16 protein-coding genes are annotated in these 13,270 nt (G+C 36.9%); 10 read left to right on the plus strand and 6 right to left on the minus strand.

What is annotated here, in order from left to right:
• The first annotated feature begins 3 nt into the window (after positions 1 to 3).
• Positions 4 to 1,920, plus strand: coding sequence for a fumarate reductase/succinate dehydrogenase flavoprotein subunit (locus AC07UM_RS06225; protein ID WP_494681697.1), 1,917 nt, complete (start codon positions 4 to 6; stop codon positions 1,918 to 1,920).
• A 14-nt stretch (positions 1,921 to 1,934) separates the two neighbouring features.
• Positions 1,935 to 2,687, plus strand: a complete 753-nt coding sequence (locus tag AC07UM_RS06230; RefSeq protein WP_494681698.1) for a succinate dehydrogenase/fumarate reductase iron-sulfur subunit — start codon at positions 1,935 to 1,937, stop codon at positions 2,685 to 2,687.
• An 80-nt stretch (positions 2,688 to 2,767) separates the two neighbouring features.
• On the opposite strand, the gene AC07UM_RS06235 is transcribed toward AC07UM_RS06230, so the two are convergent.
• The 3 genes from AC07UM_RS06235 to AC07UM_RS06245 form a co-directional block, all read right to left on the minus strand.
• A complete protein-coding gene (locus tag AC07UM_RS06235; protein ID WP_494681699.1) occupies positions 2,768 to 3,541 on the minus strand; it encodes a cyclase family protein in 774 nt (257 codons plus the stop codon).
• A 100-nt stretch (positions 3,542 to 3,641) separates the two neighbouring features.
• Complete coding sequence (locus AC07UM_RS06240; RefSeq protein ID WP_494681700.1) at positions 3,642 to 4,607, minus strand: hypothetical protein; 966 nt, start codon at positions 4,605 to 4,607, stop codon at positions 3,642 to 3,644.
• A 62-nt stretch (positions 4,608 to 4,669) separates the two neighbouring features.
• Positions 4,670 to 5,683 carry a nucleoid-associated protein gene (locus tag AC07UM_RS06245; protein WP_109739374.1) on the minus strand — a complete coding sequence of 338 codons (1,014 nt, stop codon included), beginning with the start codon at positions 5,681 to 5,683 and terminating at the stop codon, positions 4,670 to 4,672.
• Between the two features lie 424 nt (positions 5,684 to 6,107).
• Between AC07UM_RS06245 and AC07UM_RS06250 the strand changes: the two genes are divergently transcribed.
• From AC07UM_RS06250 to AC07UM_RS06270, 5 genes are all read left to right on the plus strand, one after another.
• Entirely contained in the window at positions 6,108 to 6,266 is a 159-nt protein-coding gene (locus AC07UM_RS06250; protein WP_236853513.1) for a hypothetical protein, read from the plus strand.
• Between the two features lie 12 nt (positions 6,267 to 6,278).
• Positions 6,279 to 6,635: a DUF7674 family protein gene (locus tag AC07UM_RS06255; protein ID WP_494681701.1), complete on the plus strand. Its 357-nt coding sequence runs from the start codon at positions 6,279 to 6,281 to the stop codon at positions 6,633 to 6,635.
• 82 nt (positions 6,636 to 6,717) lie between these two features.
• Positions 6,718 to 6,849 carry a hypothetical protein gene (locus AC07UM_RS06260; protein WP_494681702.1) on the plus strand — a complete coding sequence of 44 codons (132 nt, stop codon included), beginning with the start codon at positions 6,718 to 6,720 and terminating at the stop codon, positions 6,847 to 6,849.
• Between the two features lie 51 nt (positions 6,850 to 6,900).
• Entirely contained in the window at positions 6,901 to 7,296 is a 396-nt protein-coding gene (locus AC07UM_RS06265; RefSeq protein WP_494681703.1) for a DUF7674 family protein, read from the plus strand.
• Positions 7,297 to 7,581: 285 nt separating this feature from the next.
• Positions 7,582 to 8,181: a hypothetical protein gene (locus AC07UM_RS06270; protein ID WP_494681704.1), complete on the plus strand. Its 600-nt coding sequence runs from the start codon at positions 7,582 to 7,584 to the stop codon at positions 8,179 to 8,181.
• 87 nt (positions 8,182 to 8,268) lie between these two features.
• Here the strand turns inward: AC07UM_RS06270 and AC07UM_RS06275 are convergent, their stop codons facing one another.
• The gene (locus AC07UM_RS06275) at positions 8,269 to 8,781 is read right to left on the minus strand and encodes a thioredoxin family protein (RefSeq protein WP_494681705.1); all 513 of its coding nucleotides are present in this window, start codon (positions 8,779 to 8,781) and stop codon (positions 8,269 to 8,271) included.
• A gap of 163 nt (positions 8,782 to 8,944) precedes the next feature.
• Between AC07UM_RS06275 and AC07UM_RS06280 the strand changes: the two genes are divergently transcribed.
• The 3 genes from AC07UM_RS06280 to AC07UM_RS06290 all read left to right on the plus strand — a co-directional run bounded on the left by AC07UM_RS06280 (position 8,945) and on the right by AC07UM_RS06290 (position 10,639).
• Positions 8,945 to 9,736 carry a helix-turn-helix domain-containing protein gene (locus AC07UM_RS06280; protein WP_494681706.1) on the plus strand — a complete coding sequence of 264 codons (792 nt, stop codon included), beginning with the start codon at positions 8,945 to 8,947 and terminating at the stop codon, positions 9,734 to 9,736.
• A gap of 110 nt (positions 9,737 to 9,846) precedes the next feature.
• Entirely contained in the window at positions 9,847 to 10,266 is a 420-nt protein-coding gene (locus AC07UM_RS06285) for a DoxX family membrane protein (protein ID WP_494681707.1), read from the plus strand.
• Between the two features lie 19 nt (positions 10,267 to 10,285).
• Complete coding sequence (locus tag AC07UM_RS06290; RefSeq protein ID WP_494681708.1) at positions 10,286 to 10,639, plus strand: cupin domain-containing protein; 354 nt, start codon at positions 10,286 to 10,288, stop codon at positions 10,637 to 10,639.
• A gap of 70 nt (positions 10,640 to 10,709) precedes the next feature.
• On the opposite strand, the gene AC07UM_RS06295 is transcribed toward AC07UM_RS06290, so the two are convergent.
• Positions 10,710 to 11,819, minus strand: coding sequence for a heparan-alpha-glucosaminide N-acetyltransferase domain-containing protein (locus tag AC07UM_RS06295; protein WP_494681709.1), 1,110 nt, complete (start codon positions 11,817 to 11,819; stop codon positions 10,710 to 10,712).
• A 302-nt stretch (positions 11,820 to 12,121) separates the two neighbouring features.
• Complete coding sequence (locus AC07UM_RS06300; protein WP_494681710.1) at positions 12,122 to 13,264, minus strand: cytochrome-c peroxidase; 1,143 nt, start codon at positions 13,262 to 13,264, stop codon at positions 12,122 to 12,124.
• Positions 13,265 to 13,270: the final 6 nt, after the last annotated feature.

The following is a 13,270-nucleotide window of genomic DNA, read 5'->3' on the forward strand; positions in this document are numbered from 1 at the left end:
GTTATGATTTTAGATTCAAAAATACCACAAGGCCCATTGGAGCATAAGTGGGAAAATTATAAAAAGAAAGCCAGACTGGTGAATCCTGCCAACCGTAAGAAACTAGATGTTATCGTAGTAGGAACAGGACTGGCGGGAAGCTCTATCGCTGCTTCTTTAGGAGAGATGGGATACAATGTGAAATCATTCTGTTTCCAGGACAGCCCGAGAAGAGCGCACTCAGTAGCAGCGCAGGGAGGGGTAAATGCTGCAAAAAACTATAAAAATGATGGTGACAGTGTCTACAGAATGTTTGTAGACACCTTGAAAGGAGGCGACTTCAGAGCTCGTGAAGCCAATGTATACCGTATGGCAGAATGCTCTCTGAACCTCATCGACCAGGCCGTGGCCCAGGGAGTTCCTTTCGGTCGTGAATATGGAGGATATCTGAACAACCGTTCATTCGGAGGGGTTCAGGTAAGCCGTACTTTCTATGCAAGGGGACAGACCGGGCAGCAGCTGCTTCTTGGAGCCTATCAAGCTTTAATGAGACAGGTGGGAAAAGGCTCTGTACAATTGTTTTCAAGACATGAAATGCTTGATCTGGTCACTATTGACGGCAAAGCCAGAGGTATTATCGTAAGGAATTTAGACACAGGAGAAATTGAAAGACATGCAGCCCATGCTGTCGTACTGGCAACGGGAGGCTATGGAAAAATCTATTACCTGTCTACCCTTGCCATGGGCTGTAACGGGTCGGCAATCTGGAGAGCTCATAAAAAGGGTGCTTTAATGGCTTCCCCAAGCTGGATTCAGGTACACCCTACTTCTCTTCCTCAATCCGGAGATTATCAGTCTAAGCTGACATTAATGTCCGAATCATTACGTAATGACGGACGAATCTGGGTACCTCTGAAGGAAGGTGAAAACAGACTCCCGAATGATATTCCGGAAAATGAAAGAGACTATTATCTGGAAAGAAGATATCCGGCTTTCGGAAACCTTGCTCCAAGGGATATTTCTTCCCGGGCAGCCAAGGAAAGAATTGACGCCGGTTTCGGAATCGGACCTTTAAAAAATGCTGTATATCTTGATTTTTCAAAGGCCATACAGGAACAGGGGAAAGATAAGATTAAAGAAAAATATGGCAACTTATTCGATATGTATCTGAAAATAACAGGATACGACGCGTATAAAGAACCTATGATGATCTCCCCGTCAGCGCACTTCTCTATGGGTGGACTTTGGGTAGATTATGAACTGATGACTACCGTTCCGGGATTGTTTGCTTTAGGGGAAGCTAATTTTGCGGATCATGGAGCCAACAGACTGGGTGCAAACTCTCTTCTGCAAGCTTCTGTAGACGGATATTTTATTGCCCCTTATACGATTGCCAATTATCTGGCTGATGACATTCATACCGGGAAAATTTCACCGGATGCTCCGGAATTTGAGCTAGTTGAAAATGCAGTAAAAAACCAGATTCAGAGCTTTATGAATATCAAGGGAACCAAAACCGTTGATTATTTCCACAAAACGTTAGGAAAGCTTCTGTATGATTACTGCGGACTGGCCAGAAACGAAGAAGGTCTGAAATACGCCATTCAGGAAATCAGAAAACTAAAAGAGGAATTTTATAAAGACGTAAGGGTTTCCGGACAGGGAGACCAAATGAATACCGAACTGGAAAAAGCAGGCCGTGTTGCTGATTATTTCGAAATCGGAGAACTGATGTGCTATGATGCTTTAACCCGTAACGAATCCTGTGGAGCACATTTCCGGGAAGAGTTCCAGACTCCGGATGGAGAAGCCATGAGAAATGATGCGGAATACCAATTTATCTCCGCATGGGCATGGAAAGGTGAAAATGGAGAACCTGAGCTGATTAAGGAACCTTTAGCCTTTGAAGAAATTCAGCCAACGGTAAGAAGTTACAAATAAAAAAACAGAAAATTATGGATTTACATCTTAAGATATGGAGACAGAAAGATAGAAAAAGTGAAGGAAAACTGGTCAACTACGACCTGAAAGGATTGAATTCCCATATGTCTTTCCTGGAAATGCTGGATACCTTAAATGAAAAACTGATCATTGAAGGCGATGAACCCGTAGAATTTGATCACGACTGCCGTGAAGGGATCTGTGGACAATGTGGAATGATGATTAACGGTATTGCCCATGGTCCTTTAAAAAACACAACGACTTGTCAGCTTCATTTACGGTCTTTTAAAGATGGGGAAACTATTCTGATAGAGCCATTCCGTGCCGGAGCATTCCCTGTGAAGAAAGATTTAAAGGTAGACCGGTCTGCTTTTGACAGAATTATATCTTCAGGAGGTTTTGTATCGGTAAATACAGGTCAGGCTCCTGATGCAACAGCTATTCCGATTACCCATCAGACTGCTGAAGAAGCCTTTGATTCTGCAGCGTGTATCGGATGTGGAGCTTGTGTTGCGACTTGTAAAAACGGAAGTGCAGCCTTATTTACATCTGCAAAGATCACCCATATGGTGCTCCTTCCTCAAGGGAAAGAAGAACGAAGCAAACGCGTTTTGGACATGATCGCTCAAATGGATACCGAGCTATTTGGGCACTGCTCTAATACAGAAGCGTGTGAAGTGGAGTGCCCTCAGGGAATTTCCGTTCTGAATATTGCCAGAATGAATTTTGAGTATAACAGAGCATTGTTTTTCAAAAAGAAGAATTAGCTCAAAGAATGAAAAGATAAAAGCGCGAATTTATACATAAATAAATTCGCGCTTTTGTTTTTTTAGAAGAATGTTTTCAACTATCCATTGATCATCGCCACTACTCTTGCCGGAGCTGCAGATCCCCCCACAATTTTAAGGGGAAATACGCATATTTTAAATCCGGATGGAGGCAAGGCTCCCAAATTCGTAAGCTGCTCTATATGTAAATATTCTTTTTCGATTCCTACACGGTGACCTTCCCAGAAAAATTCGGGGTCATTCATTTCTTTGGCTTTTTTAGCCATATATCGTAAAGGAAGATCCCAACCCCATTGGTCAATTCCCATGACTTTTACACCCTGGTCGATCAGCCATTCTGTAGCTTCTTTGCTCATTCCTGTTCCTTTTTCTACAAAATCTGCAGTTCCCATCATCTTATCACGATCAGTCCTGATAAGCACTATATTTCCTTCCTGTATGGTGATTCCGTTTTTATCAAGATCTTTTTTCAGATCATCAACCGTGATGGCAACAAAGTCTTCTTTATGAGTACAGTCGATTACAATACCGTCACCATAACACCACTCCAAAGGGATCTGATCAATGGTTTTTGCAGGTTTCCCTTCTACTACAGGGCCATAATGCCACGGAGCATCAATATGGGTTGTGGCATGAAGTCCCATATTTTTGATGGTATCATCTGCCCAGCCTGTCCAGTTTTTAGGAAAAAGCCTCGCTGGAAGCCTCAGCGCCAGACGAATCAGCCAATGTGATTTTCTATGGGGTTTATGTTTGATTTTCACCCGCATGAACCATGGGTCTCCTGCATTGTATTGAATGGGTTTAGATAGATCAACGATTGTTGTTTTCATATGATGTAGGCTAAAGAGACAAAGATAGCAAATAGGGAGATGGAAGAAAAAGTAAATTTGCTCTACTTATTTTTTTGCGTAAGTAGACTGTCTTTTTACCTTAAAAAAACAACTTTGGAATCATAATCTTCTTAGGATTATTCTCATCATACATGATCTCAACGATTCCCTGTTTAGGAACGGAGGAGAGATTCAGGAGCGTGACAATTTTCTTGTAAACAGCGATATGTTCAACCCCTCTGAAATCTTTGAAGCTCACCTGAAACATGATCTGTGGCTGATCATTTACTGTAAGACCGGTCTGGCTTACACTGATGATATTGGCTTCCGCATTTCTTCCGGAAAAGAGGATATATTCTTCTTTTTTATTTTTAAAAAATTTCCCGACAATCAATTGAAAAGCCAATACATAAATAATCGTCATTACTCCGCTAAAAATAATAGGATGCATGAATGTCAGAAATCTCCATCCAAAATCAAAAGATTTCCTTGTATAGAAATAAGAGTATAACCCAATTACATAAGCAATTAACAATATAACAAAAACGATTCTTAAAACGATTCCTAATGTATTGAACCTGACTTTCTGATCGCTTAAAATAAAATAAGGTTCCTGTGACAGGTTTGGATTTAACAATACTTTTACCTTGTTTCCGGCATTGAATCTTTTTTCCTGTGGTTTGGAATCCTGAAACATCATTTCGTGTTCAATCAATATATTTCTAAGGTTAGGAAATGAAAGAACAATCTGAATGACGTTTATATTGGTTTTGGGAATGTATTTCAGGAGTTTATAATCGATGATTTTTGCCTCTCTTGGAATTCCGTTCTGCAGAATTGACTGCATGGTATTTTTCTCCTTAAAAGTTTTTACGAAAAGGGTATTGATAAAGAAAACAATCACATAGATCCATATCAGCAAAGAAAAACCGAGATATCCATAGCTCACGGCTAATGAATTTCTCGGTTCTGTTGCGAACTCATCACTCATCATATAAATGAAAATAGGAAACGGGACGCAGAAAAAGAAGAGTAAAGCTCCCCAGAAAATGATCATGAATTTCATAACTACTATTTTGTGATGCGCAATAAAGTTATGATATTATTATTGAATAGACGTTTTCTTTTTTACACCTCTTTTTCGAAATAAAGTCTGTAGTATTTTCCTTTATCATCCTCTCCCATTTCGAGTTTCTGTCTGTCTCCGTGGATGTAGATGTGGAAGTTTTTATCTAATTTAATAATACTTTTAAAGTGTCTCTGTGTCTTTTTTACCGCCGCTTCACTGATTGGGAATTCTTCTGCAATATTTACCTGCATGTCCTGCTCGTAATCTGTCTTAAAATTCACAAAGCTTTCTATCACATGTTCGTCTCCCAATACTTCAGTGGCAAATTCATCAAGTTTAAACTCTTCTTTTTCTTTGAAGAAATTGATTGACTTATTCAGAAAATCTGCCTGGTCCGCTTTGGAAACTTCAAATTCCTGAGGCAGCTGTTTTGTGATATAATCTTTATAGACCATCAACGCCTCCTGCGTGTGGAAATATTCGTCATCACGCTGTTTTACTTTCAGGAAATCTTCAAACCAGTAGTACATGTCTCCATTTTTGTTGTTGTCAACTACGGAAAGCACATATCCTGTGTCTTTATTATTGTTATAGATCAAAGCCGCTTTATCAATTTTAGATAACCCGATTCCCTGATCTTTTTCAATATCAAATGTTTCTTCTGCCGGATTTATTTTCAGGAAGGATTCTCTCTTTTCCGTTTTGAAAATACCAATCTTGTCCACTCTGTCCGGGCGGTCACTTTCATCTTCGAAAAGTACGATGAAAAGTTCTCCACTCTGAACCCTTGGGTTTTCAGCCGCTTCGAAAAGATGTTTTGCTATATTCTCAGACTCCCAAATGAACTTGGATTTATCTTCAAAAATTTCTGAAACAGCACTGTAAATTGGGTTATTCACCAGATAAGTATCACTGTAAAAATGGAAGGTCTCTTCCGATTTGAATGATCCTAAAAAGTAATTCTCAAGCAGTTCTGCCATTCCTTCTTCCAGCTTCAATTCCTCTTGTGAAAGTGTCAAGGAATCTCCGTTGATCTTATTTCCGACTCTGTGTACTATTATTTTTGAAAACATTTTTCTGAATATTTGGACTGCAAAGATATTCATTCTTATCCTTTCTGCGAAACTTAAAAAATGTCATTTTAGACTTGGGGAATTTTACCATCCCATGTCATTGTGAATGAAATGAAATGTAGTGAAGAATCTCATACACCTGAATATCAATAAGATTCTTACTTCTTCAGAAATCGAAGATTCGATGTAGTCAATGACAATGGCCCAACCATTTGCTAATTCCCTTTCATTCATTTTGTGATTGGCATTACAGCTGACGCATTTTGTCTTTTATTTTCCAAATTGATAAAAACCTTATCATTTTGACATGCTTTTTTGTTTAAAAAACCAGACTTAAAAACAACAATACATTAAATATCAACACATTACATCAATGCCACTTCTAACGGAATACCATTGGCATCATGATTTGAAAACATAGAATATGGACTTAAAAACATTAAACAGAATAGACAAGCTCAGAAGATTAAAAAGCAAAGGACCTGAAACTCCAAAGTGGCTGAAGCCTTATCATATGCTTTTTTTTGCTTTTTTAACCATTTTCCTCTTTGGGGCCATCATCAAAATGCTTGAACACAATTAACATTATATTATTATGAACTACCTACAAGCCGTACAGGAAATCACAGATGTGGTTCCCGATTTTGAAAAAGAAGTAAAAGAGATCAAAATTCAAAACTCATACAGCATCATCCGGACCTTCACGGAACGTATTAAAAACATGATCCGCCAAAATGACAGAAATCTGCTGTTCAGAAGCTTACAAAAAATGGACAAAATTTATACTGACGGAGATACTGTATTAAAAAATGCTATTGAGACTACTTTCATTTATTCTCTGGACAATTCTACCGCTTTCTGCAGTGAAGAATACAGAAAGGTGATTTTTAGTCACATTTCGGCTAACCTTCAGAAGGTATATTCAAGACAAATTTACAGCCACGGTCTATAAAGGTTTTATTACATTATTGAACCGTTTCATTACAAAGTGTTTAAATTAAACAAAAATTAAAATAACTCACAATCAATTGATTATGAAAAATAAAATCAGAAGGATTTCAGACTGGAAAACCTGGAAAAACACGACTAACAGACACAATACAGAGATTTTACTCACTCACGTTGCTGTGATAGTAGGTGTATTTATTTTTGCTGCCTGCCTTTAAATTTTGGTATACATTTCGCTGCAATAAAAAGTGTTTGAAAAATTCTTAATTATGATGAAAGTACAAATGCAAACTATTAATCAAAAAGTAGCTGTTGAATACTTAAAATTTTTCTATGCGCCACTTCGCAATGAAATCACACAGTTGTCTGTTCAGGACAATTTTGCTGGGATCATGCAGGCAACCGTAAATTATCTGAAGAATCTGTTACAAGAATCAAAGATCAGTGTCATAGCCCATCACATCAAGCTGATGGATTGGCTTTACAGAAATGGTAATTCTTATGTAAGAGACATGATTGAAAACATGTTTGTAAGATCTTTCGAAAGTTTCAAAAAGCACGCAAGAATCCAACATTGGAAACTCCTTTATCAATACATGCCTGTCAGCTTCCAGATCATTTATAATGAGCAGCAGAAGCAGGATCAGATGTATTTTGGAAAATAATAAGTATAATAAAAGAGCGAATAGACAAATAGCCTATTCGCTCTTTTTATATCTTACCATAAATGGCTGTATTTTTTGCAGGTTGAGAAGAAAAAGCAAGATTAAACACTTTGTGTTCTCTACTTGGTACACAAAAATTATAACTCATACAGAAAAAACTAATCCGTTTTTTCACAAATTTGCCCTTTCCTCTTTTTTTTTCGCTTTTTCACCTATTTATAGGCAACTTTTACGCTATTTTACTTTACCAATACGTACAAAACCTCTATTTTTGTGAAAAAACCGATGAAAAACTCTTTTTATGCTGTAATGATGTTAATGTTACTAATCTCATGCGGAAATAATGACAATACAAATGATGATCCGAGACCGATCGATAAAGAAATTTATCAATTTGAATTCAAAAGTTACGCTGTAAAAGGAACCATACTTTATAAAGGGTCAGCCGGCAACAAATCTACTCCTGATGAGTCCTATCTGGGCAATTACTGGAGTATGTACAAAGAACCAGCATGGAAGAAGATCGTTCTTGATCTGAAAAGCAATTCTATCCAATTAATAGCCGGAAATTCAGCTGATCTGACATACAGTTTTAAAATCGTCAATGATTCAATTTTAGTCAATGACAATAATGCGAATACGCCGACGTATATTGGTGATTTTAATAAAGAAAATTCCACTTTTACTTTAAAGAGAACCTTTAGATATACGAAACGAGAATCGAGAAATATCGGTGATGGATTAACCATTGTTCAAAATGCCTCTTTCGGTACCACCCAATATGAAAATATGTTTGGAGCACTTTTTACCACTCCGTCTGAAATGACAAAATCTGAAGATCAGGTTTTATGGAGTAATATTGAGTATTATTATAAAAAGTTTTAACAACTGATCAATATAATAAAAATAGGCTATCTCAAGAGCCCGATTATTTGGATTTTGAGATAGCCTATTTTCTATTTTTTATCGTGTTTATTTTTTCACAAATACCTTTTCGATAGTCTGAGATTCTTCTTTAGTCAGTTTTGAAGATTTCCCCAGTTTAGCAATAAAAGCGGTTACTTCTTCCGGGGTTGCCGGTGATCCAAGGTTTTGGCCTTTGTCATCAAAAGAATCAGCGAGTACTTCTCCTTTTGGGCTTAAAACCAGCCAGAAAGGAAGTCCTGCATTTTCACCTTTATATTTATTCATCAGCTCTTGTCCGCCAGGATTTTCAAGGCTTTTCTTATCTCCTCTTTCCTGAACGTCCAGATAAGCTGTGACAAATCTTTTATCAAAAATGGGTTTAGCTTCAGGAAGATCCATATTTTTTTCCATCATCTTGCACCATTTGCACCATGACGCATGGAATATCAATAAGATATTTTTCTTCCCTGCTTTAGCTTCCGTGAAAGCCTTATTTAATACAACATCTGCTTTTTCCTGTGCTGCTCCCAACTGAAACAGTAAAAGGGAAACAATAACAATAATTTTAGAGTATTTCATTCTGAATTTTTATTTTAAATCAACACGAATTTAGGTATTTTTCTCTAACAATATAACTTCATGGATTAATCAATTTAGTTAAACATTTCGTAATTTAGTCTATAATAAAGCGCTCCTTTACTATTGTAAAAAAAGAAATATAAACCTGTAACAGATTCACACAATGATTGAAATAAAAAAATATTCTGATCAGTCAGGGCATCCTGAGCCAAGGAGGGTCATCAGATATACTTTATTCTGGTGTCATCACGGAAATGCTGAAATTCTGATTGACGAAAATATTTTTGTCTTAAAAACAGGACAGGTTGTAACGATTACTTCCGGACAATTTCATCAATTGAAATCTGTAGAAGGAGAAATTACTGCTTTGGAATTTACCCTGGATTTTTTCTCTAAAAGTGATAGTGACATCGAACTTATTTTTCACAACGGGTTATTTTGTCATTTCGGAATGAATGAAATGATTACGGTACAAAATCCGGCATTTTTCACTGAAACATTGAACACCATAGAAAAAGAAATTCAGGAGCAGCCTTACCAGTATCTGATCTCTACGCATTCTCTGGTTGAATTGCTATTGGTGGAAATCAACCGCAGTAAAATTGCCAACGGTGATGAAATCTGGAAACCGGATGCTTTATTTTTAAAATTTCTGGAAAGCGTCAGGGACCATTTTAAAAACAATTATCAGGTTTCTCATTTTGCCGATATCTTGGGAACCACTGAAGCAAAACTGAATGAGGTATCAAAACTTCACACCAACAAAACTGCTCAGAATGTGATCTACAGCCTAATTATTTCAGAAGCGAAGAGACTTTTGCTTTATGAAAAGCTAACGGTAAAGGAAATCGCTTATCAGCTTGGTTTCAATGATCCTTTTTATTTTTCGAATTTCTTCAAAAAACATACTTTGCGATCTCCTAAAGATTATCAGAAAACGGTAAAAGAAATTTAGAAGGTCCTTTTATTCTTTAAATATTATATGCTTTTTCCGGAATTGTCTATTCTTTAGACAACGGCTTTCGCTGAACTTTGTACTATAATTAAGACTTAAAAATTAGATGTATGAAAAGTCAACAGGATACCGCCGTTTTTCTATTAAGAATTGTTCTGTCCTGCGGATTTTTATCTGCTGTGGCAAGCAGACTGAATCTTTGGGGAGTACGATCTTCCGGTTGGAAAAATTTTGTTCATTATACTGCTGAAACCAATTCGTTTTTGCCACAATCGTTGGCATCTTCTATTGCCGTATTATCTACTGCTGCTGAATTGTCAATTGGGATTCTGCTTCTTCTGGGTTTTCAGGTAAAAAGAACTGCATGGTGTGCATCTGTTCTCACCTTATTTTTTGCTATTGCTATGAGCATTTCTTTTGGAATTAAAGAACCTCTGGATTATTCGGTTTTTACATTCAGTGCGGGAGCTTTTCTTTTGAGTACTTTTTCCCGCTACGCATGGAGCTTAGACCAGCTTCTAGATCAATAACAATTAAAATTTATATATCATGAACACCAACATCCACGATTACATCGTAAAAACAGAACAAAAAGAATGGCAGCCTCTAATTGAAAAAGGGATTCATTATGAAGGTATTTTTGTAAAATCTTTAAAATTTGATCCTGAGAAAAACCGCTCTACCAGCATTCTTTTAAAGTTTGATCCGGGAGCCAGTTATCCTTATCACAATCATCCTGCAGGAGAAGAACTTTTTATCATGGAAGGTGATGCCACTATTGCCGGTGCCCAGCTAGAAAAGGGTGATTATTTGTATACTCCGCCTAATTTCAAACATTCTGTGAAGTCTGAACAAGGCTGCACCATCCTCTTTATAGTGCCTGAAGAAGTGGAAATTCTTTAACCATTTACAAAACAAAACCACAGTAAAAAATTACTGTGGTTAATCATAATTAAAAAAAATAATATTGGAGCTACTTTAAGGCTGTTTTATCTGGTGAAATGGGTCTGAAATTAATTAAAGTTTTTTTCTTTCTTATAAGATCCACCAGAGTCTGCACTGAAAAAGTGAGAATGATATACAACACAATCAGCACTGAGACATAGCCGATTTCATGCTGTCTGTATCCGAAAATACCTTTTCCCCATGAGATCAGTATCCATTGGATCATGTACATTGAGGTTAAGTTTTTACTGCAGTATTTCAGAACACACATAAAGCTATTTTCTTTAGCATTAGCAGTAATTGTATTGATGAGCCATAAAAACAACAATGTCCAGCCTGCAAAATAAATAACCCCTCCAGGTCCCATATGATAAAACCCGTTGTAATTATAATCACCATACAGAAAAACCAACGGTGCTCCGATTATAATGAACAACAATCCTACATACAGCATATTTTTAAAGACCTGTTTGGTATTATAGTTCAATTCCTGAAACCATTTGCCGAAAAACATTCCGATAATAATAAAAGCCATCCATGGGAAAACAGGGAAATAAACATAGGCCGGATAATCAGTATTGAAAAGAAGATCCAGAACATAATTGATCACAGGATAGTCCAGGTTAATTACACTCACTTCTCGGGAGATCAGGGCAACGAATAAACCTATAGCCAGCATGATATATTTATTCTTAACATATGCTCTGATAAACCCAACGAACAATAAAGACATCCCTGCCAGCTGTAAAATATCTCCCAGCTGTACCAGATATACATACTGTTGCTCTATAGGCGCATGCCATCCGTATTTTTGCATAAAATTATCCGGAGCAAAATTAAAAATCACGGGGATCATAAACTTCATAAAATTCATGAACAGACCTGCAAATACCAGTAAAACACCCCGCTTCAGAGCGCTCTTAAGACTTTGATGGCTGGAGGTCATGAAGGTGATTCCCATACAGATCAGGAAAATGGAAGTTCCTCTTCCGAGAAAAACAATAAAACTGCCAATGGCCGTTTCATATTGTGATTTTACATTGGCATACACCAACAAGGTATGTATAATGATCATTCCTATGACACTTATACCTTTTATTAAATCCAGAGTGAGGATTCTTTTGTTCTGTTGTTCCATAGTTTTAGAGAAAATTGTGGATTAGATGAATAAAATTGTAATCATAATTATTTTTTAAACAATATTTTTATTTATTCTAAATAAAAATCAAATATACAAATTAAAACCACTTCTTATAATTCATTGATCAATTTTCATAAAATATTAATACTTAAATATTTATTACAGCATTAATGAACAATTGTGATAAAATATTTACCTATATCCAAACCAATAATTGGTCATGGAATCTCACAAAAATGAAATGACTACTATCTTTTACATAAAAAACTCTTCCGATTGGAAGAGTTTTATTATAACGATTAAGATTTCGGTAATTCCGGTGGACGCATTTTGTATTTATAGCTGTTCAGGGTTTTTAAAAATTCTACAATATCAAAAACCTCATCATCGGTTAAATTCAGTTTTTCTACCATTCCTGATTTGTGAGGAAACTTAGGATCATTGATCTGATCACCTTTGGGAATTTCTCTGCCCATTCCTGCATTATACATCATGACAATATTAGCCAGTTCGGGGAAAAGTCCATTATGCATGTAAGGTTTGTTCTCTGAAACTTCCCTCAGTGTAGGAGTTTTAAATTTCCCTACGTCTTCATTCTTTTTAGTTACGATATATCTTCCCAGATCTTCATACTTTCTTCCATAATACGTCAGTCCAAGATTATGGAATTTCTGATCAGAAAAATAAGGGGTATTATGACAATTGATACAATTGGCCTTGGTACGGAATAAATGAAGTCCGTTGACTTCAGAATCTGTTAAGGCATCTTTTTTCCCGGAAACAAATTTATCAAACTTCGATGGTGGGCTTATCAGAGAGCGTTCAAATGTTGCAATGGCCTTTGCAATTTTCTCTTCTGTAACGTCCCCATTTCCGAAAGCTTTTACAAAGAATGGTTTATAATCTTTGATCTTCTTGATGTTCTTTGTCGCCATTGACATATGAAGATTCATTTCCACCGGATTTTCGATAGGCGCTTTCACCTGCTCTTCCAGTGTTGCTGAACGACCATCCCAGAAGAAGGTCTTCGCATACCCGATGTTCACCAAAGTAGGAGCATTTCTGACTCCCGTCTGTCTGTCGTGCCCAAACGAAACCCTGCTTCCGTCTGACCAGCCTATTTCTGGATTGTGACAATTCGCGCAGGAAATCTGTCCGCTTTTGGACAATCTTGGATCAAAAAACAACATTTTCCCCAGCTCCATTTTGTCTTCGGAATAGGGATTATTTTCAGGAAAATTCATTGCAGACAAAGGTCCAATATCCTGAAAACCTTCTTTAGCTTCATCAAATAAATGTGCAGCCGGCCATTTGCTCTGATCTCCGCTGCTGTATAAAGTACGAAGCTCTTCCACAGAATATCCCGTGGGGTCATTAGAAGTATAACTTAATAAAGATATCATTCCGGCAATTGCCAGAAAAGCGATATATCTGTCTTTCATTTTTTT

The organism is Chryseobacterium sp. GW821-FHT04C04 (assembly GCF_059420365.1).